This is a genomic window from Streptomyces sp. E11-3, assembly GCF_046540415.1.
Taxonomy (GTDB): Bacteria; Actinomycetota; Actinomycetes; order Streptomycetales; family Streptomycetaceae; genus Streptomyces.
Map to the genome: position 1 here is coordinate 2,518,198 of NZ_JAZGRL010000001.1, position 19,638 is coordinate 2,537,835.

Annotated in this window: 16 protein-coding genes; 3 read left to right on the top strand and 13 right to left on the bottom strand. The window is 72.6% G+C overall.

Annotated features, from left to right (window positions below):
* Window positions 1-599, bottom strand: a 599-nt coding sequence (locus U9R90_RS11290) for a TerD family protein (protein ID WP_411056284.1), incomplete at its 3' end; no start/stop codon positions are given.
* Window positions 600-703: 104 nt separating this feature from the next.
* The gene (locus tag U9R90_RS11295; RefSeq protein WP_411056285.1) at window positions 704-1,297 is read right to left on the bottom strand and encodes a M48 family metallopeptidase; all 594 of its coding nucleotides are present in this window, start codon (window positions 1,295-1,297) and stop codon (window positions 704-706) included.
* A gap of 240 nt (window positions 1,298-1,537) precedes the next feature.
* Between U9R90_RS11295 and U9R90_RS11300 the strand changes: the two genes are divergently transcribed.
* Window positions 1,538-2,722: a TOMM precursor leader peptide-binding protein gene (locus U9R90_RS11300; protein ID WP_411056286.1), complete on the top strand. Its 1,185-nt coding sequence runs from the start codon at window positions 1,538-1,540 to the stop codon at window positions 2,720-2,722.
* A 41-nt stretch (window positions 2,723-2,763) separates the two neighbouring features.
* Window positions 2,764-4,200 carry an ABC1 kinase family protein gene (locus tag U9R90_RS11305; protein ID WP_411056287.1) on the top strand — a complete coding sequence of 479 codons (1,437 nt, stop codon included), beginning with the start codon at window positions 2,764-2,766 and terminating at the stop codon, window positions 4,198-4,200.
* A 69-nt stretch (window positions 4,201-4,269) separates the two neighbouring features.
* Here U9R90_RS11305 and U9R90_RS11310 read toward each other — a convergent pair whose 3' ends face one another.
* The 5 genes from U9R90_RS11310 to U9R90_RS11330 all read right to left on the bottom strand — a co-directional run bounded on the left by U9R90_RS11310 (window position 4,270) and on the right by U9R90_RS11330 (window position 8,191).
* Window positions 4,270-4,470, bottom strand: coding sequence for a hypothetical protein (locus tag U9R90_RS11310; RefSeq protein WP_411056288.1), 201 nt, complete (start codon window positions 4,468-4,470; stop codon window positions 4,270-4,272).
* A gap of 139 nt (window positions 4,471-4,609) precedes the next feature.
* Entirely contained in the window at window positions 4,610-4,933 is a 324-nt protein-coding gene (locus U9R90_RS11315; RefSeq protein WP_411056289.1) for a hypothetical protein, read from the bottom strand.
* The gene (locus U9R90_RS11320) at window positions 4,930-5,301 is read right to left on the bottom strand and encodes a WhiB family transcriptional regulator (protein ID WP_411056290.1); all 372 of its coding nucleotides are present in this window, start codon (window positions 5,299-5,301) and stop codon (window positions 4,930-4,932) included. Before U9R90_RS11320 ends, U9R90_RS11315 begins: the two co-directional genes overlap by 4 nt.
* A gap of 173 nt (window positions 5,302-5,474) precedes the next feature.
* Window positions 5,475-5,837, bottom strand: coding sequence for a hypothetical protein (locus U9R90_RS11325; RefSeq protein WP_411056291.1), 363 nt, complete (start codon window positions 5,835-5,837; stop codon window positions 5,475-5,477).
* A 161-nt stretch (window positions 5,838-5,998) separates the two neighbouring features.
* Window positions 5,999-8,191, bottom strand: a complete 2,193-nt coding sequence (locus U9R90_RS11330) for an ATP-dependent DNA helicase UvrD2 (RefSeq protein WP_411056292.1) — start codon at window positions 8,189-8,191, stop codon at window positions 5,999-6,001.
* A gap of 214 nt (window positions 8,192-8,405) precedes the next feature.
* Here U9R90_RS11330 and U9R90_RS11335 point away from each other — a divergent pair, with 214 nt between their 5' ends.
* Entirely contained in the window at window positions 8,406-8,648 is a 243-nt protein-coding gene (locus tag U9R90_RS11335) for a mycoredoxin (RefSeq protein ID WP_411056293.1), read from the top strand.
* An 80-nt stretch (window positions 8,649-8,728) separates the two neighbouring features.
* Here the strand turns inward: U9R90_RS11335 and U9R90_RS11340 are convergent, their stop codons facing one another.
* The 6 genes from U9R90_RS11340 to U9R90_RS11365 form a co-directional block, all read right to left on the bottom strand.
* Window positions 8,729-9,175: an OsmC family protein gene (locus U9R90_RS11340; RefSeq protein WP_411056294.1), complete on the bottom strand. Its 447-nt coding sequence runs from the start codon at window positions 9,173-9,175 to the stop codon at window positions 8,729-8,731.
* A gap of 56 nt (window positions 9,176-9,231) precedes the next feature.
* On the bottom strand, window positions 9,232-10,173 hold the full coding sequence (nudC, locus tag U9R90_RS11345; protein WP_411056295.1) for an NAD(+) diphosphatase: 942 nt from the start codon (window positions 10,171-10,173) through the stop codon (window positions 9,232-9,234).
* Between the two features lie 91 nt (window positions 10,174-10,264).
* Window positions 10,265-11,683 (bottom strand): dipeptidase, encoded by a 1,419-nt coding sequence (locus U9R90_RS11350; RefSeq protein ID WP_411056296.1) that lies wholly within the window; start codon window positions 11,681-11,683, stop codon window positions 10,265-10,267.
* Window positions 11,684-11,693: 10 nt separating this feature from the next.
* Window positions 11,694-15,203 (bottom strand): ATP-dependent DNA helicase, encoded by a 3,510-nt coding sequence (locus tag U9R90_RS11355; RefSeq protein WP_411056297.1) that lies wholly within the window; start codon window positions 15,201-15,203, stop codon window positions 11,694-11,696.
* 92 nt (window positions 15,204-15,295) lie between these two features.
* Entirely contained in the window at window positions 15,296-16,000 is a 705-nt protein-coding gene (locus tag U9R90_RS11360) for a hypothetical protein (RefSeq protein WP_411056298.1), read from the bottom strand.
* 102 nt (window positions 16,001-16,102) lie between these two features.
* The gene (locus U9R90_RS11365; RefSeq protein WP_411056299.1) at window positions 16,103-19,597 is read right to left on the bottom strand and encodes an ATP-dependent helicase; all 3,495 of its coding nucleotides are present in this window, start codon (window positions 19,595-19,597) and stop codon (window positions 16,103-16,105) included.
* Window positions 19,598-19,638 lie beyond the last annotated feature (41 nt).

A 19,638-nucleotide genomic window follows, 5' to 3' on the forward strand; every position in this document is an offset into this window, starting at 1 on the left:
GCGGCGGCCTGCGCCGGCGGGGCGAACCCGGGGGTGGCGCCCTGCGGTTGCTGAGGCGCCTGAGGCTCCTCCTCGGCGACCTCGCCGCCGAAGTTCTTCAGCAGTGCGTCGAGTCCGCCGTCGAAGCCCTGGCCGACCGCGGCGAACCGCCAGACGTCCTTCAGGTAGAAGTCGCCCAGCATCACGGCACGCTCGGTGGAGAACTCCGAGCCGTCGAAGGCGTACCGGGCCACCTCCTCGCCACCCGCGACGATCCGGATATATCCGGGGGCGATCTGCGACATCTGGCCGGCGCCGTCGATCGTCGCGGTGAAGGACAGCTTCTGGATCTGCGGCGGAATCCGGTCGAGCGTCACCCGGAAGGACTCGGTGTCACCCGCCTGCTGCCCGAGTAGCTGCAGCGATTCTTCGGGCGACTTCGGCTGGTTGAAGAAGATGAAGTAGCGGTCGTCCGACAGCTGCTCGGAGGCGTCCAGGCCGAAGCAACTGATGTCGAAGGTCAGCCCCGGGCTGGAGATCTGCACGCCGACGTACAGATCCGTACCCGCGGTGAGGTCGCTGATCTTGGCCTTGTGGCCTCGTTGGAATTGCCTGCTCATGCGTACCTACCGTCCCCCATCCTGACTGTGAACCCGGTGCGCCAGGCTATCGGCAAGCAGCGACATCGGGCCAAGTCGGGTCGCGCTCGGTACAGAACCGTCGCTTACTCGTCGCGCGCGGCGGGCAGATAGGGCAGCCGGTCGGCGGCGACCACGCCTTCGAGGAAGCCGCGGGCCCGTTCGGTCCGCGGATACGCCTCCAGGAGCTGCCAGAAACCGGCGCCGTGCCCGGGTACCAGCAGATGCGCCAGCTCGTGCAGCAGTACGTAGTCGACGACGTACTCGGGCATCCCCTGCAGCCGGTGCGAGAGCCGGATGCTGCCCTCGGCCGGAGTGCACGAGCCCCAGCGGGTGTTCTGGTTGGTGACCCAGCGGACCGAGGTCGGTCTGGCCCGGCTGTCGAAGTACTGCTCGGACAGCTGCTCCGCGCGCTCGGCCAGTTCGGCGTCGCCGAGCAGCCGCTTGCTCTCCTGGGCCGCCAGCTTGTCCAGCATCACACCCACCCAGCGCTGCTCCTCCGCCTCCGACATCCGGGCGGGGATCAGCACGATGGTGCGGTCGCCCTCGCGGTACGCGGAGACCGTTCTGCGTCGGCGTGCGCTTCTGCGGACCTCGACCGCGCTCACCCCTGAGCCGCGTGGCGGCTGGCTTGTCGCGCTGCGCTGCGGGCTTCCGGCATGCAGTGGATCGGCGGGCACGCCCTGACGTTACCCGCTGGCAGCGGGGGAAGTCCTCACTCCGCGGGGGTTCGCGGCCGATCCACCCACCACATGCATCGTTTGTACGACTATCAGCCACCGCCTGTGGATAACTCTGTGCAGCCGCTCGGCGGGGCGGGCAAGCTGACGGTGGATCGCAGGACAGCACCGTCGATCCGACCAGTTCACGAGCGGGCCTCACGGGCACGGCTCATGCGCACGATTCACGGGGGAACCACTATGAACACCGTCAAGCATCCGATGCTGAAGCCCGCGCTGCGGCGCGGCTGGCGGGATCTGCGGACCGCACAGTTCGGGGTCGCCCCCGCGCACGCGATGGTGCTGGGCCCGCTGGACACCGTCACGGCGCGGCTGCTGCGGCTGCTGGACGGCACCCGCGGGCTGCCGCTGCTGCGCGAGGAGGCCCGCGGGGCGGGCCTGCCCGAAGGCCAGGTGGACCGGCTGGTGGCACGGCTGGCCGCGGCGGGCCTGCTGGACGACACGACCGGCGGCGGCGCGGCGGCACAGGAGTTACGGACGCGGGCGGGTCCTGTCCTGGACCGCCTGCGACCGGATCTGGCGGCGCTGTCTCTGGTCGACCGTGAACCGGGCGGCGCCCTGAGGCGATTGGCGGCCAGACGGACCATACGCGTGCAGGTCCGGGGCCTGGGCCGGGTCGGGTCGAGTGTGGCCGCGGTACTGGCCGGGGCGGGCGTGGGCGGCGTCGAGGTGCGGGACGGCGGCTGTGTCGAGCCCTGGGACGTGGCGCCCGGTGGGCTGCCGGCCGAGTCCATCGGGGGGCGCAGGGAGGATGCCGCGCGACGGCTGGTGCGTCGATGCGCACCCGGCCGGTTACCCCGATCGATACGACCAAGGCGCTCGGCCGGGGGTGCGGCGCCGGGTACCGAACGGCATGCGGAACCCGGGTTCTCGCTCGTCGTCCTGGCCCCGCGCGAAGGTCTGGACGGATACGCGCCCGACCCGGCGGCCGCCGCACAGCTGATGGCGGCCGGGACCCCGCACCTTTACGCGGGGGTGATCGAGGGCACGGGCGTGGTGGGGCCGCTCGTCCTGCCGGGTTCGTCGGCCTGCGCGGGCTGTCTTGAAATCGCCCGTACGGAGCGTGATCCCCAGTGGCCGCGGCTGGTGGCGCAGTGGCGCTCGGGGCAGGCCCGTCCCGTACCTGCCGGTGAGCTCGCGCTGTCGACGGCGGTGGCGGGGCTGGCCGCGGGGCATGCCCTGGCCTTTGTGGACGGGGAGTCGCCGGCGAGTGCGGGAGTGCGCTGCGAGGTGTCGCTGCCCGCCCTGGCCTGGTCGTCACAGCGGGTGGAGCCGCATCCGGATTGCTCCTGCGGAGCGGCTCGGGGCGGTGAGGGGGAGGGCACCAGTGAGGTTCGGGAGCGGCACGAGACAATGTTCCGGTAACCGCCTGACAAGGCGCGGCTGTCTGGGTTTTGGAGGGGCGTATGTCTGATCTACCCCGGAAAGCGGTCACTCGTACCGCCAAGCTGGCCGCGCTGCCACTCGGCATCGCGGGCCGGGCGACCTGGGGGCTCGGCAAGCGGATAGGCGGCAAGCCGGCCGAGATCGTGGGGCGCGAGCTGCAACAGCGCACGGCGGAGCAGCTGTTCAAGGTGCTCGGCGAGCTCAAGGGCGGCGCTATGAAGCTCGGGCAGGCGCTGTCCGTCTTCGAGTCCGCGCTCCCCGAGGAGGTCGCCGGGCCCTACCGGGCCGCGTTGACGAAGCTTCAGGAGGCGGCGCCGCCGATGCCCACGAGCACGGTGCACTCCGTACTCGCGGAGCAGATCGGTGCGGACTGGCGGGAGCGGTTCCTGGAGTTCGAGGACAAGCCGTCGGCCGCGGCGTCCATCGGCCAGGTGCACCGGGCCGTCTGGCACGACGGGCGGGAGGTCGCGGTCAAGGTGCAGTACCCGGGCGCCGGGGAGGCACTGGTCTCGGACCTCAACCAGCTCGCCCGGTTCTCCCGGATGCTGGCGCCGCTGATTCCGGGGATGGACATCAAGCCGCTCATCGCCGAGCTGCGGGACCGGGTGTCCGAGGAGCTCGACTACGCCCTGGAGGCCCAGGCGCAGCGGGCGCACGCCGAGGAGTTCGCCGCCGACCCCGATGTGCGGGTGCCGGATGTGGTGCACCAGGCCGACCAGGTACTGGTGACGGAGTGGATCGACGGGATACCGCTCTCCGAGGTGATCACCGACGGCACCGACGAGCAGCGCGACCGTGCGGGGCAGCTGCTCGCCCGGTTCCTGTTCTCGGGTCCCGCGCGCACCGGGCTGCTGCACGCCGATCCGCACCCGGGCAACTTCCGGCTGCTGCCGGTGTGTGCGGACGGGGCTGACGAAGGGGACGCGGCCGGCGGAGCGGACGGCTGGCAGCTCGGGGTGATGGACTTCGGCACAGTGGACCGGCTCCCCGGCGGGCTGCCCGGCCCGATCGGCGAGTCGCTGCGAATGGCGATCAGCGGTGAGGCCGACGCGGTGTACGACATGCTGTGCGAGGAGGGGTTCGTCAAGGAGTCCATCAAGCTCGACGCGAACGAAGTCCTCGACTATCTGCTGCCGATCATCGAGCCGGTGCACGCCGAGGAGTTCGTCTTCACCCGCGACTGGCTGCGCGCGCAGGCGACGCGGATCGGCGACCCCCGCTCCCCCGCCCACCAGATGGGCAAGCAGCTGAACCTGCCGCCGTCGTATCTGCTGATACACCGGGTGACGCTCAGCACGATCGGTGTGCTCTGCCAACTCGGCGCGACGGTGCGGCTGCGGGACGAGCTTGAGGCATGGGTGCCCGGCTTCCTGGCCGAGGACGCCGATGCGGACGCTGCGGCCGATGCGGCCGACAAGCCCGAACCGGAAGCGGAGGCCACCGCGGCCGGGGCCTGAGCCGCGCGCGGCGGAGCTCACCACCGGCGGTCACCACCGGCTGCGACCGCCAGCCCTCAGCACCGGCCGTCACCACCAGTTGGAGTCGAGTCTGCCTTCGATCGATCTGATGTTGGCGCGGGCGCAGTCGTCGCAGAAGTAGCGGCGAGTGCCGTTCTCGACGGAGCAGGTCCAGGTGAGCTGTGGGCCTTCGGCCACGACGCCGCAGCGGGAACACACGATGCTCTCGGCACCCGGCTGCTGCGCAGGGTGATGAGTGGGCTGGTTCACCGGGCGACGATATCGCCGTGGTGGCGGTTCTGACAGCGCAACGCACCGCAGGGGCCGCTCCGTTCGGCAGCGGCCCCCGCGGGGGTGGATCAGTCGGGGTGCGGAACGGCCCCCGGAACGGGGGCCGTCGACGCGGTGGTCAGTTCATGACCGCCATGGCCAGGGCGCGGCGGGCACGCAGCGAGGCGCGCTCGGCACGGCGCTGCATACGCCGGGCGGTCACCAGGCGCAGTGCACGGCGCTCGGTCTCGGCGGCGCGCAGCTGGTCGTGCATATGCGCACGGGCCAGGGCTTCTGGTTGGAGTTGCATTTCTCGGGTCCTGTTCTGGCGCGAGGCGTTCGCACCGGAGTTGGTGGGGTCTGGGGTCGCGGAGCCGACGGGCTCACAGCTGACGGGCTTCATCGGGGCCTGCTTCATGGGGTCGTGCGTGTGGGGGCGGTCGATGGTTCCGGCGGCGTTCATGCGACGACCGGGTTCTTGCGCGGGCGACCACGCGGCCGCTTGCGGGCCACGACCACACCCTGGACGAAGAGCTCGCCGCCCCAGACGCCCCACGGCTCGCGCCGCTCCTTGGCGCCGGCGAGGCAGGCCTCCATCAGCGGGCAGGTGCGGCAGAGGGACTTGGCGTACTCGACGTCCGCCGGCGACTCGGCGAAGAAGACCTCCGGGTCGTAGCTGCGGCAGGGGACGGGCTCGCCGAGGTTCTCGATGGCGTCGTCGAGGGCGGTGAGCGGCGTGAGCGGGCTGAGCGAAGTCAAGGGGTTCTCCAGGCCGGGAGGCGGGTTCGTCTCTGAAGGGGGTACGGACGGTGCGTGCGTTTCGGTCTGCACGGTGGCGTCTTCCTCGTCTGGTCGTTCCGGCCGGTTGGCCGGGTGGCGGCTGGTACCAGGTACTGCTTGTCCCGATGGCCCCTTCGCTCCGCTCTCCCCGTTCGGGGAAAACAGAAGGGCCGCGGATCCCGGGTGGGGTTCCGCGGCCCTGAAGGCGCCGGCCTGATCCTGGATCAGGCTGGATCACTCCAGGGTTCGAGCCCGCGGTAGGCCCACATGTGCTGCTGCTTCGTCGTCTGCTTCCGGAATCCGGCACCGGCTGCCGCAAAGGCGTAGGCATGCGCCTGTGCCGTTGCTACTGCTGCCGCCGATGCCTTGGTCGGTCGCTCATTGCCTTCATTGCCCTCACTGACCGGCAGGACCGTAAGGAGGGAGAGAGGCTCCGGGCGCAGTTCCGGACGCACGGCGCGGACGCCGGAGAGGGCGCTGGCGCCGGACAGACCGGTGGCCTGAATCGAGATACCGAGCGGGCAGGTGGCGACGACCGAGCGATCGACGTCGGTCATTTTGGTGGTGCTGGCGTTGATGTTGATCACTGGACTCGCCTCCTCTCGGCGTCTCGGGGACCGCTGCGAACGGTCCAAAGGTCTTCAAGTACAGCACGGAACCAGGGCTTCAGAGAAGTCGCTGTTCCCGTGGTTAAGAACCTATGGGGATTGTCGGGGCGTGCGCAAACTATTTTTTCGACGAGTTTGTATCAGTCGCCTTCGACGGCCGCCGCGGGCTCCTCAGCCAGCTCCTGACCTGCACAGATGGCCAGGACGTCGGCTCCGAACCGATTGAGCTTGCGCACCCCGACCCCAGGGATGCGGGCGAGCTCGGCGTCGGCCTCCGGCGCGGACTCGGCGATCGCCATCAGGGTCTTGTCGGTGAAGACGCAGTACGCGGGCTGTCCGAGCTCCCGGGCGCGGTCCGCGCGCCAGTCGCGCAGCCGCTCGTAGAGGCCCTCGTCCATGTCGGACGGGCAGTCCTCGCAGCGCATCAGCTTCATCTCGCCCGCGTCGGTCAGGGTCCGCCCGCACACCCGGCAGGACACCGGGCCGCGCGGCCCCCGCCTGGTCCGCCCCGTACCGCCGCGCTCGACGGAGCCGGAGCCGCCCGCGGTGCGGGGGGCGGTGGCGGCGGAGCCGGGCCGCAGGCCGTTCAGGAAGCGGCTGGGGCGGCGCGAGGCACGGCCGCCGGGCGAACGGGACAGCGCCCACGACAGCGACAGGTGCAGCCTGGCCCGGGTGACCCCGACATAGAGCAGTCGGCGCTCCTCCTCGACCTGTTCATCGGTCTTGGCGTAGGTGATCGGCATCATGCCCTCGGTGAGGCCGACCAGGAAGACGGCGTCCCACTCCAGCCCCTTGGCCGCGTGCAGCGAGGCGAGTGTGACGCCCTGGACGGTGGGGGCGTGCTGGGCGGCGGCGCGCTCGTCCAGCTCCGCCACCAGGTCCGCGAGGGTGGCGTCCGGCTTGGCCTGGGTGAAGTCCTCGGCCAGCCGCACCAGCGCGGCCAGGGACTCCCAGCGGTCCCGGACGGCGCCGGAACCGGCCGGCGGCTGGGTCGTCCAGCCCTTGGTGGACAGCACCGCGCGGACCTGGGACGGGACATCCACGGTGTCGTCCAGCAGGGCGTCATTGGCGCCGAAGCGGGCCGCACCGCGCAACGCGGCGCCCGCCTCGCGCACCTCGGTGCGCTCGAAGAACCGCTCGGCACCCCGCAGCTGGTAGGCGACGCCCGCGTCCGCGAGCGCCTGTTCGTAGAGCTCGGACTGGCCGTTCGTACGGAACAGCACCGCGATCTCGCCCGCGGGGACCCCGGAGGCGATCAGGTCCCGGATGCGGCGGGCGGTGCCCTCGGCCTCGGTGGGCTCGTCGCCGTACTCCGTATAGCGGGGCTCGGGGCCTGACTCACGCTGGGAGAGCAGTTCCAGACGGTGCTCGGCGGCGCGGCCGCTCGCCTGGGCGAGCAGGCCGTTGGCCAGCTGGACGACCTGGGGCGTGGAGCGGTAGTCGCGGACCAGTTTCACGACCGTTGCCTGGGGGTGGCGGGTGCGGAAGTTCAGCAGGTGGTCGGGGGTCGCGCCGGTGAAGGAGTAGATCGTCTGGCTGGCGTCACCGACCACGCAGAGGCTGTCCCGGTCGCCGAGCCACAGGTCGAGCAGCCGCTGCTGGAGCGGGCTGACGTCCTGGTACTCGTCCACCACGAAGTGCTGGTACTGGGAGCGGACCTGTTCCGCGATGTCGTGCCGGTCCTGCAGGACGCCGACGGTGAGCAGCAGCACATCCTCGAAGTCGATCACCGAGCGGTCCTGCTTGAGCTGCTCGTACATCGCGTAGATCTGCGAGATCTCGGCCGGGTCGCGGGGCACGTCGCGACCCCCCTTGGCGGCCGCTGCCGGGTAGTCGGCGGGCACGGTCTGGGTGACCTTGGACCACTCGATCTCGCCGGTCACATCGCGCAGCTCGTTGCGGTCCAGGCGGATACGGCAGCGGGCCGCGGCCTCGGCGACCAGCTGGACCTTCCGCTCGACCAGCCGGGGCAGCTGCCCGCCGACCGCCTTGGGCCAGAAGTACTGGAGCTGGCGCAGCGCGGCGGAGTGGAAGGTGCGCGCCTGGACGCCCTGCGCGCCGAGCTGGCGCAACCGGCCGCGCATCTCGCCCGCGGCGCGGTTGGTGAACGTGACGGCGAGCACACTCGCGGGCTGGAGTATCCCGGCGCGCACGCCGTACGCGATCCGGTGGGTGATCGCACGGGTCTTGCCCGTGCCGGCTCCCGCGAGGACGCACACCGGCCCGTGCAGGGCGGTGGCGACCTCGCGCTGCTCCGGGTCGAGCCCGGCCAGCACGGCGTCGGGGGAATCCGGCACCTGCGGGAAGAGAGTGGAGTGCGTTGCTGCTGTCACCCTGCCATGCTGCCAGGTCGCCGGGGACGCCTGAGCCGGTTGTCCACAGGGGGACAGTATTGGTCGTACTAACGCGGGAATGGTGGCCCGACCCCCTGCGGGAATCCGGTCTCCTGCGGGAATGGTGACCCGGTTCGATGTGTTCCTGTGAGGTGCGCGCCGGTAACCGGAGCGCACGCCCGTCCGTCAGCGCAAACCAAGGAGCACCCACGACATGCTGGGCACTGTGACGATGTACAGCACCACCTGGTGCGGCTACTGCCGTCGGCTGAAGAGCCAGATGGACCGCGAGGGCATCGCGTACACGGAGATCAACATCGAGCAGGACCCGGAGTCCGCGGCCTTCGTAGAGAAGGCGAACGGCGGCAACCAGACGGTCCCGACCGTGCTCTTCGCGGACGGTTCGACGCTGACGAACCCGTCGCTGGCCCAGGTCAAGCAGAAGGTCGGCGTCTGACGCACTCGGCCGACCGCACAGCGCGTTCGCGAGCCCCCGCCCTGGTGCGGGGGCTCTCGTGTGTCCAGCCGCCTGCGACGTCAGCCGGCTTCGAAGCCGGTGGTGCCGTCGGGCAGGATCGCCTCGACGCAGGCGCCGTGTTCCACCGTGCGGCTGACCGTGCAGTGCTTCTCATGGGTCAGGCGCACGCCGCGGGCGAAGACCTCGGCGGCGCGGCCGCCGTTCGCGCCCTCGGGGATGTCCAGTTCGTAGCTGATACGGACCTTGCCGACGCGGCCGTCGTCCTCGGGGGCCGAGACCGACTCGACGACGATCCGCAGATCGTCGTGGTCGACGGCGCGGGCGGTGCGGTCGACCACCAGACCGCCGCAGCCGCCGAGCGCCGCGAGCAGCAGCTCGACGGGCGTGAAGGACGGCTGGGAACCCGGGTCGTCGGCGGCGGCGATGCGGACCTCGGCGCCGCGGTCGTTGCGGGCCGTCCAGTCCCGGTAGCCGGTGCGGACGGTCTCGATGCGGTAGTCGGCCATGGGGCGCCCTCTCTTGTTTCCCGGCTCAGGGCAGGGGTCGCGTCTTGTATCCCGGCTCAGGGCAGGGGTCGCGGCAGCGGTCTGCCGTACCAGAGCTCGATCAGCCGGGCCGCGATCGAGATGCCGTACGGGGGCAGCACCTCGCCGGACTCGAAGGCGGCGGTCAGCTCGTCCCGCGAGAACCAGCGGGCCTCCTCGATCTCCTCGCCGTCCACGGTGATCTCCGACGAGGTCGCCCGCGCCATGAAGCCCAGCATCAGGCTGGACGGGAACGGCCAGGGCTGGCTGGCGACGTACTCGACGTCACCCACCTTGACGCCCGCCTCCTCCCAGACCTCGCGGCGTACCGAGTGCTCGATCGACTCGCCGGGCTCGACGAAGCCCGCGAGCGTCGAGAAGCGGCCTTCCGGCCAGTGCACCTGGCGGCCGAGGAGCGCGCGGTCCTGCTCGTCCGTGACCAGCATGATCACGGCCGGGTCGGTACGCGGGTAGTGCTCGGCGCCGCACGCGGAGCAGCGGCGGATGTGCCCGGCGGCCGCGATGCCTGTGCGCTCGCCGCAGCGCGAGCAGAAGCGGTGCAGCCGCTGCCAGTTCTCCAGCGCCACGGCGTGCACCATCAGGCCCGCGTCCCGCGGCGAGAGCAGCAGCCCCGCCTCGCGCAGGCCGGCGGGGCGCGCGGACTGGTCCATGCGCCCGGGCAGCGAGTCCTTCTGCAGTGCGAAGTAGCTGACGCCGTCCTCGTCGGTGCCGAGGAAGTAGCGGTGCGTCTCGGTGACCGGGGCCTCGAAGGCCGGGGTCGTGACCAGCTCCGTACGGCCGTCGGGGGTGTCGTCGATCAGCACCTGGCCACCGGAGACCACGAAGACGCGGGTGGTGGGGTGGCTCCAGGCCGCGGCGAGCCAGGCCTCGTCGAGGCGGTGGTGGGCGGCGCGGTCGATGCCGCTCGGGGCGGTCAGCGACAGGGGCCGGTCGGTGGTGCGGTCGGTCCAGGTGGTCACTAGTGCTTCCAACTCCCCCGATGGAATGGGTGCTCGGCAGGTGGTGCGGGGTTGTGTGCAGTGGGCCTCACGCCAGTCGTGTCGGTTCTCCTCAGTCGGCCTCAGCCTCACGCCAGTTCGCGGCGAGGTCGCCCCAGAGGTATGCGGTGGTTTCGACGCCCTTGAGGAGCAGGTCCAGCTCGACCTTCTCGTTCGGCGCGTGCCAGCCGTCGGACGGTACGGAGATGCCGAGGAACAGCACGGGCGCGTCGAGTACGTCCTGGAGATCGGCGGCCGGGCCCGAGCCGCCCTCGCGCGTGAAGCGGATCGGCTGCTCGAAGGCGCGGCCCATGGCGCGGGCGACGGACTGGAGCGCGGGGTGCTCCAGCGGCGTCAGGCACGGGCGGGTGGCTCCGGTGAAGGTGAGCGTGTGGCGGATGCCGGTCGGGATCTGCGCGGCCACCCAGTCGCGTACGGCGGCTTCGACGTGCTGTGGGTCCTGGCCCGCGACCAGCCGGAACGAGAGCTTCAGGAACGCCGACGACGGGATGATCGTCTTGCCGCCGGGGCCCTGGTAGCCGCCGCCGATGCCGTTGACCTCGGCGGTCGGGCGGGCCCAGATGCGCTCCAGGGTGGAGTAGCCGTCCTCGCCGTGGGCCGCCTGCGACCTGGCCGTGCGCAGCCACGCGTCCTCGTCGAAGGGGAGCTCGGCGAACAGCTCGCGCTCGCGGTCCGTGAGCGGGGTGATCCCGTCGTAGAAGCCGGGGATCGCCACGCGCGCGTGGTCGTCGTGCAGGGCCGCCACCAGGCGGGCGGCGGCGGTCGCCGGGTTCGGGACGGCGCCGCCGAAGGAGCCGGAGTGGATGTCCTGGTCCGGGCCGCGCAGCTCGACCTCGCACTCGACCAGGCCGCGCATGCCGGTGCAGACGGTGGGGGTGGTCTCGGACCACATGCCGGTGTCCGAGACGATCGCGACGTCCGCCGCGAGGCGGTCGGCGTGCTCCTCGACCAGGGCGCGGAAGTGCGGGGAGCCGGACTCCTCCTCGCCTTCGATCAGCAGCTTGAGATGGACGGCTGGGGTTGAGCGCCCGGTGGCGGCGAGGTGTGCGCGTACGCCCAGGGTGTGGAAGAAGACCTGGCCCTTGTCGTCGGCCGCGCCGCGCGCGTGGAGGCGGTTTCCGACGGTCACCGGCTCGAAGGGGTCGGTGTCCCAGCCGTCCTCGCGGGCCGCGGGCTGCACGTCGTGGTGGCCGTAGACCAGGACCGTGGGTGCGTCCGCGTCGTCGGACAGCCACTCGGCGAAGACGGCGGGCGCGCCTGGCGTCTGCCAGACCTCGGCGGTCGGGAAGCCGGTCTCCTTCAGCTTGGCGGCGAGCCAGTCGGCGCTGCGCCGCACGTCGGGCGCGTGCTCGGGCTGGGCCGACACGGAGGGGATGCGCAGCCAGTCGGCGAGGTCGTCGAGGAAGGCGGGGCGGTGGGTCTCGATGTACGCGCGGACTGCGCTGACGGCACTGTCAACGGGCAAGCTCATGGTCCCGAGCCTATCCGGCGACCTGGGGCGGCTCGTCGCCCGGTGCGGCCAGCAGGATGCGTTCGAGGCCCGCGCGGCCTGGCAGGTCCGTCGGGCGTACGGTCTCGCCGGTGCGTATGTGGACGAAGGCCGCCTTGACCGCGTGCGGGGGCAGGCCGTGCTGTTCGGCCCAGGCCAGCCGGTAGATCGCCAGCTGGAGTGGGTCGGCCGTGGCGGGCTCGCCGGTCTTCCAGTCCACGATCTCGTACACCGCGCGGTCGCCCCTCTCGCCGGCGTCCGCGTCCTCGCGGTAGACGGCGTCGATACGGCCCCGGATGACGCGGCCCGCGATCGCCAGCTGGAACGGCGCCTCGACCCGGTGCGGGGTGCGATGGGCGTACGGGGTGCGCTCGAAGGCCTCCTTCAGGGCCTCCAGGTCGCGCTCGTCGGCGATCTCGGACGCGCTGCCGGGGAGTTCTTCGGGGTCGAGCATGGGGAGCTCCAGCGCCTCGAAGCGGGACTCCACCCAGGCGTGGAACCGGGTGCCTCGGCGGGCCGCGGGGCGGGGCGGCTTGGGCATGGGGCGGGCCAGTTCGCGCGCGAAGTCGTCGGGGTCGGCGGCGAGGTGCAGGACCTGTGACGCGCTGAGAGTCGGGGGTACGTGGACCTCGCGCACCGCTTCACGGGACCGGTGCAGCTCGGCGGCGAGCGCCTCCAGGTCACGGTCCCAGGAGTCGAGGGTGCGGAGCTCTTCCGGGGTGAGCGGGTCGGTGGGGACTTCGGCCACGCGGGCGGGGGGGTGCTCGATGCCGCGCGGATCTTCGTCGCCGTGCGGGTCTTCGTCGTACAGGTCCTCGTACGGGTCCTCGTCCGGGCCCTCGTACGGTTCCTCGTCCGGGTCGTACGGGTCCTCGTCCGGAGGCGGCGGCCAGTCGGGGTCGTACGCGGCGTCGGTGGCCGCCGGGTCCGGGGCCCGGGTCGCGGGGTGCGCCTGGTCATGGCCGAGGGCGGGGGCGTGGCCGGGCTGCGGCCCGGTGGCGGCCAGGCGGTCCAGGTGGCCGAGCACGGCGGCCCCCGCGGCACGGCGGCGCTCCATGGAGGCGGGGTCCAGTGGCAGCGGCCAGGCGTGGTCCGTGGATGCCTCGCGCAGGGCGGGGTTCTCCTCGTCTTCGGCGGGTTCGTCGGCCCAGGCCTCGATCTCGCCGTGGCCCGCCACGCAGTGGTCGTACAGGGCGTGCAGGAAGTCCGATGGACCGCGGGGCTTCTTCTGGGACGGGCCCCACCAGTGGCCGGAGCCCAGGAGGAGGGAGCGGGGGCGGGTGAAGGTGACATAGCCGAGGCGGAGTTCCTCGGTCCGCTGGTGGTCCTTCATGGCCTCGTGGAAGGCCTTGAGGCCCTTGCTGTCCCAGGCCCCGACGTCCGGCAGGGTGTCCGCGTCGCCGCGCAGCGCGTGCGGCAGGACCTTCGCCTGGGCGGTCCACTTCTCGCGGCCCTTGGTGCTGGGGAAGGTCCCGGTGACCAGGCCGGGGACGGCCACGACGTCCCATTCCAGGCCCTTGGCCTTGTGGGCGGTCAGCACCTTGACGGTGTTCTCGCCGCCGGGCAGGGCGTTGTCCAGGCCCTTCTCGTACTGGGCGGCGGTCCGCAGGAAGGCGAGGAAGGCCAGCAGCGAGGCCTGGGCGTCCTGCGCGGCGAAGGAGGCGGCGACGTCCAGGAAGTTGGCGAGGGTCTCACGGCGGCGGGCGGCCAGGGCGTGCGGGGACGCGGAGAGCTCGACCTCCAGGCCGGTGGCGGACAGCACGCGGTGCAGGACGTCCATCAGCGGGTCGGCCAGCGAGCGGCGCAGGTCGCGCAGCTCGGCGGCGAGGCGGGCGAACCGTACGCGCGCGTCGGTCGAGAACGGCAGGTCGTCGCTGCTCGCGTCGCCGTCCAGGAAGGTGTCCAGAGCGTCGGCGAGCGAGATGACCTCGGACGGGTCGACGCCCTCGACGGCCTCGGCCAGACGGCGGTCCGGGTCGGCCTCCGGGGCGTCGTCGGCCACGCGCGCGTGCTGGACGAGCAGGCGGGCGCGCCGCCCCAGCAGGGCCAGGTCGCGGGGTCCGATCCGCCAGCGGGGGCCGGTCAGCAGCCGTACCAGCGAGGCGTTCGCGCCCGGGTCCTGGAGCACCTCGCAGACGGCGACGAGGTCGGCGACCTCGGGGAGGTGCAGCAGCCCGGACAGGCCGACCACCTCGACCGGGATGTCGCGGGCGACCAGCGCGCCCTGGATCTGCGCGAAGTCGACCGCCGTGCGGCACAGGACGGCGATCTCGCCGGGTGCTGTGCCGGTGCCCACGAGGTGGGCGATCGAGTCCGCGAGCCAGTCGAGCTCCTCGGCGTGGGTGCGCAGCAGGGCGCAGCGCACCACGCCGTCCCGCTCGGCGCCGGGCGCCGGGCGCAGCGCCTGAACGCCCTCGTGCAGGGCGCGCAGTGGGGCCGCCATGCCGTTGGCGAGGTCGAGCAGGCGGCCGCCGCTACGGCGGTTCTCGCTGAGTGCGTACCGGTCGGCCAGGCGGCCGTCGGCGTGCGCGAAGTGCTCGGGGAAGTCGTCCAGGTTGGCGACGGATGCGCCGCGCCAGCCGTAGATCGCCTGGCAGGGGTCGCCGACGGCGGTCACCGCGTGCCCGGTACCGCCGCCGAACAGCGAGGCGAGCAGGATGCGCTGGGCGACGGAGGTGTCCTGGTACTCGTCCAGGAGGACGACGCGGAACTCGTCGCGCAGGATCCGGCCGACCTCGGGCCGGGTGCGGGCCAGGGTCGCGGAGAGGGCGATCTGGTCGCCGAAGTCGAGCAGGTCACCGACGCGCTTCGCCGCGCGGTACCGGCCGGTGAGCTCGGCGAGTTCCAGGCGGGCGGCGGCGGCTTCGGGGACCTTGCGCAGGTCGGCGTTGCCGAGTTTGACACCGTCGAGGGTGGCGAGCAGCTCGGTGTCGTACGCGCGCAGCCGGTCGGGGGCGACCAGGTGCTCGGCGAGCTCGCCGTCCAGCGTGAGGAGGTCGCTGACCAGGTCGGGGAACGAGCGGGTCAGCGCGGGGTACGGTCCTGGCGCCTCGCGCAGGACGCGCGCGGCGAGCTGGAAGCGGGTGGCGTCGGCGAGCAGCCGGGTGGTCGGCTCCAGGCCGATGCGCAGGCCGTGGTCGGTGAGCAGGCGGCCCGCGAAGGCGTGGTACGTGGAGATGACCGGCTCGCCCGGGGGGTGGTCCGGGTCGATGACGTCCGGGTCGGTGACCCCGGCCTTGACCAGTGCGGTCCGTACGCGCTCGGCGAGCTCGCCCGCCGCCTTGTTGGTGAAGGTCAGCCCGAGGACCTGCTCGGGCGCGACCTGTCCGGTGCCGACCAGCCACACCACGCGCGCGGCCATCACCGTGGTCTTGCCCGAGCCGGCTCCGGCCACGATGACCTGCGGGGCGGGCGGCGCCGTGATGCAGGCCGTCTGCTCCGGGGTGAACGGGATGCCGAGGAGCTCTTTGAGCTGCTCGGGGTCGGTGATACGTGCGGACACCTCAGAGAGGCTAGCGGCGGCCACTGACAACCGGGGCGTATCGGGTGCCGGTGGCCGCTGTGACGCTTGCCTCTGCGGTCACGTCCCCCGCGTCAGGAGCCCTTGATGACGTCCTTCGGGTCTTCGATCTGGTCTGCCGGCGGGGCGGTGACCTGGAACTTCTTCCCGAAGTCGGAGAGCGTCAGGGTGGTCGGCCCGGAGCCGCCCTTGCTGTCGATCTTCACGAAGTACGGTTCGCCCTCGGTCGCGATGTGGTAGGTGACCTTCTCGCCGGCGGCGCCGTCCTTGACGAGGGTGGCCGTCTTCTTGCCGTTCGCCTCGGAGTCGTCGCCCCGTTCGGCGCCCTTCAGGTCGGAGGCCTTGAACATGGCGTCCAGGTCGCAGGTCCGCGCCGCCTGCTCCTCCGGCGCCTTCAGCCACTTGCCCTTGGTCTTCTTGGCGGCCTCCGGGCTGCCCAGGACGCGCTCGCGGTAGGCGTCGCCGCCCCTGGTGTAGGACGCCTTGTCCACGGCGATCAGCTCGACCTTGCCGACGTCCGCCATGTCCATGGTGCCCCTGCAGACGCCCGTCCCGGCGACCTCGTAGCTGACCTCGCTCTTCTGGCCGTTCTCGGTCGACTTGATGTCGATCTTGAGGGACTTGGCCCCGCTGGTGGCCTTGCTGGCCTTCTCGGCGATGTCGTCGGCGCTCATGCCGTCGAACGGGCGCTTGTCGTCGTCACTGGAGCAGCCGGTGACGCCGACGAGCGCGGCCGCGCAGACCACCGCCGCTGCCAGGTAGTTCCGGTGGGCTGCCATGTGTTTCTCCTCGCGCGGTGTACAGGAACTTCGGGAACTCTACGGGGGCGGCGGGGCTGGTCCCCGCCCACCCTGGTGTGAACGGGCGCACCCGGTACGGGGTCACTCGACTATGTGGCGGCCCTCGGGGCGTGCGCTGCACGAGGCGCGGAAGGCGCAGTGGGTGCAGTGCTGGCCGGTGGCCGGGGTGAAGCGCTCGTCGAGCACCTTGCCCGCCGCCGTGGCGAGCAGCTCGCCGACCCATTCGCCGGCCAGCGGCTCCTGCGCCTGCACCTTGGGCAGGGTGTCGCCGCCGTCCTTCTTGGCGGCGCCCTGCCGCAGCTGCACCAGTTCGGCGCCGCCCGGCGAGGGGCGCAGCCCGTCCAGGGGTGCGTCCAGCGCGCCCTCGCGGACGGCCAGCTGGTAGACGGCGAGCTGGGGGTGGCGGGCGACGTCGGCGGCGGTCGGGGCGTTCTTGCCGGTCTTGAAGTCGACGACGTAGGCGCGGCCTTCGGCGTCGGTCTCGACCCGGTCCATGGAGCCGCGGATCCGCACCTCGTACTCGCCCGCCCCGAGGGTCACGTCGAAGTCGTGCTCGCTGGCGAGCGGGGTGCGGCCCGCGCGGTCGTTCACATGCCACTGGAGGAAGCGTTCGAGCGCCACGCGCGCGTGGTCCTTCTCCTGGGCCGACTTCCAGGGGGCGTCGAAGGCGAGCGCGTCCCAGACCGAGTCCAGGCGCTCCATGAGGACGGCGAGGTCGGCGGGGGTGCGTCCGGAGGCGACCTCGTCGGCCAGTACGTGGACGACGTTGCCGAAGCCCTGGGCGGCGGTCGCCGGAGCGTCCGCCTTGACCTCGCGGCCCAGGAACCACTGCAGGGAGCAGGTGTTGGCGAGCTGGTCCAGGGCGCTGCCGGAGAGCGCGACCGGGCGTTCCCTGTCCCGTAGGGGGATCTCACTGTGGGTCGGCTCGTACATGCCCCACCAGCGATACGGGTGTGCGGACGGTACGAGGGGGCGGCCCTCGTCGTCGCTGAGCGCGGCCAGCCGGGCGAGGCGCTGTGCGGCGGCCTCCCGCAGGGTGCCGGAGACCCTGGGGTCGACGGTGGTGGCGCGCAGCTCGGCGACGAGCGCGGCGACGGACAGGGGGCGGCGGGGGCGACCGGTGACGTCCTTCGGTTCGACGCCGAGTTCGGTGAGGAAGCGCGAGGGCTGGTCGCCGTCGTCGGCCGGGGCCTTCACCGCCGTGACGACCAGGCGCTCACGCGCGCGTGTGGCGGCGACGTAGAACAGGCGGCGCTCCTCGGCGAGCAGGGCGCCGGGGGTGAGCGGCTCGGCGAGGCCGTCGCGGCCGATCCGGTCCGCTTCGAGCAGCGAGCCGCGGCGCCTGAGGTCGGGCCACAGGCCCTCCTGGACGCCCGCGACGACGACCACGCGCCACTGCAGGCCCTTGGCGCGGTGCGCGGTCATCAGGCGCACCCCGTCGGGGCGTACGGCCCGCTGGGTGAGGGTGTCGGCGGCGATGTCCTGCGCCTCGACCTCCGCGAGGAAGTTCAGGGCGCCGCGGCCGCCGGTGCGCTCCTCGGCGCGGGCGGCGGTCGCGAACAGGGCGCAGACGGCGTCGAGGTCGCGGTCGGCGTTGCGGCCCGCCGCGCCACCGCGGTGCGCGGCGCGCTCCAGGCGGCTCGGCCAGGGTGTGCCGTTCCACAGCTCCCACAGGGCCTCTTCCGCCGTACCGCCCCCGGCGAGGAGTTCACGGGCCTTACGCAGCAACTCGCCCAGCCGCTGCGCCCCGCGCGCGTACGCCGGATCGTGCGCGACCAGCCGCTCCGGCTCGGCGACCGCCCGCGCGAGCAGCTCATCGGACGGCGGCGGCACGCGGTTCCCCGCGGCCCGCTCCTCCTCCCGCAGCGCGCGCCCCAGCCGCCGCAGATCAGCGGCGTCAAGACCGGCGAGCGGCGAGCCGAGCAGCGCGAGGGCCGTCTCGGTGTCGAGCCAGGTCCCGGCGGACACCGGGCCCTCGACGACAGCCCCCGCGCCGGGCTCCGCGCCCGAAGCGGAGGGCGCCGCACCCACGGCGGCGGGCTCCCCGTCGCCGAGGGGGACATCCCCAGGGGCAGGCGCGTCCTCCGGCTCCGCGTCGGACGCCGTGGAGCCCGCCCCCGTAGCGGGTGCGCCGTCGGGCGGAGCGGCCGTCACAGGCCCGTCCCCCGTGGTGGAGGCGGCCGCCGCCGCGGCGCGGAGGGCCGTCAGGAGGGGCGCGACGGCTGGCTCGTGGCGTAGGGGGAGGTCGTCTCCGTCGATGTCCAGGGGGACGCCCGCCGCCGTGAGCGCGCGGCGGACCGCCGGGATGGTGCGGCCGCCCGCGCGCACCAGGACGGCCATGTCGCGCCAGGGGACGCCGTCCTCCAGATGGGCGCGGCGGACGAGGTCCGCGATGTTGTCGAGCTCGGTGCCAGGGGTGGGGTACGTGTAGACCTCGACGGTCCCGCCGTCCCGGACCGGGGTCAGCTCCCGGTGGCGGCGCACCTGCTCCGCGGGAAGCCGCGTCATCGGCATCCGCCGTGTGACGAGACGGGTCGCGGCCAGCAGTCCCGCGCCCGCGCGGCGCGACGTGGTCAGCACCTCGACCGGCGCCGGCCCTCCGTCCGCGCGGCGGAAGTGCTCGGGGAAGTCCAGGATGCCGTTCACGTCGGCGCCGCGGAACGCGTAGATCGACTGATCCGGGTCACCGAAGGCGACCAGGGTCCGCCCGCCCCGGGCGTCGCCCGTCAGCGCGTGCAGCAGGCGGACCTGGGACGGGTCGGTGTCCTGGTACTCGTCGACGTACACCGCGTCATAGCGCGCGGTCAGCTGCGCGGCGACCTCGGCGCGGCGCGCGAGCAGCACCGCGCGGTGCACCAGCTCCGCGTAGTCCAGTACTCCCTGGGCGTCGAGTACGTCGAGGTACTCGGCCAGGAAGGACGCCGCCGCGTCCCAGTCCGGGCGCCCGATACGGCGCGCGAAGTCGGCCAGCGACCCGGGCCCGAGACCCAGCTCGCGGCTGCGTGCCAGCACCGCGCGCACCTCGTCGGCGAACCCCCGCGTGGTCAGGCACGCGCGCAGTTCGTCCGGCCACCGCACGCGCGCGTGGCCGTCCTTCGCCAGCTCCACCTCACCGGCCAGCAGCTCCCGTACGACGACGTCCTGCTCGGGGCCGGACAGCAGCCGCAGCGGCTCGACGAACAGGTCGGCGTCCTGGTGCGCCCGTACGAGCGCGTAGCAGAACGAGTGAAACGTGGTCGCCTGCGGAGCCGACGCCGCCCCGATCCGCAGCGCCATCCGGTCCCGCAGCTCGACGGCCGCCTTGCGACTGAAAGTGAGCACCAGGACGCGCTCCGGGTCCGTACCCTTGGCAATCCGCGCGGCCACGGCTTCCACCAGCGTGGTGGTCTTACCGGTACCCGGACCGGCCAGGACCAGCAGCGGACCGTCCGTATGGTCAACCACAGCGCGCTGACCTGCGTCCAGATGAGGGGGGTCCTCCGGGATCGGCGGGGTACGCACCAGTCGGTACGCGCCGGGGTTCCCCGGCCGTATCGAGGGGTACGGCTGGCGCCGAGTGGAAGAAGAGGAGCTCACGTGGTTCGCCGGTCCTGGTGGGTGTACTGGGTGATGAGCGG

Excerpts from the sequence above, each read along its gene's own strand:
- U9R90_RS11300 (WP_411056286.1), top strand. The coding sequence starts at position 1,538 with ATGAACACCGTCAAGCATCCGATGCTGAAGCCCGCGCTGCGGCGCGGC.
- U9R90_RS11305 (WP_411056287.1), top strand. The coding sequence starts at position 2,764 with ATGTCTGATCTACCCCGGAAAGCGGTCACTCGTACCGCCAAGCTGGCC.
- U9R90_RS11315 (WP_411056289.1), bottom strand. The coding sequence starts at position 4,933 with ATGAACGCCGCCGGAACCATCGACCGCCCCCACACGCACGACCCCATG.
- U9R90_RS11335 (WP_411056293.1), top strand. The coding sequence starts at position 8,406 with ATGCTGGGCACTGTGACGATGTACAGCACCACCTGGTGCGGCTACTGC.
- U9R90_RS11340 (WP_411056294.1), bottom strand. The coding sequence starts at position 9,175 with ATGGCCGACTACCGCATCGAGACCGTCCGCACCGGCTACCGGGACTGG.
- U9R90_RS11350 (WP_411056296.1), bottom strand. The coding sequence starts at position 11,683 with ATGAGCTTGCCCGTTGACAGTGCCGTCAGCGCAGTCCGCGCGTACATC.
- U9R90_RS11360 (WP_411056298.1), bottom strand. The coding sequence starts at position 16,000 with ATGGCAGCCCACCGGAACTACCTGGCAGCGGCGGTGGTCTGCGCGGCC.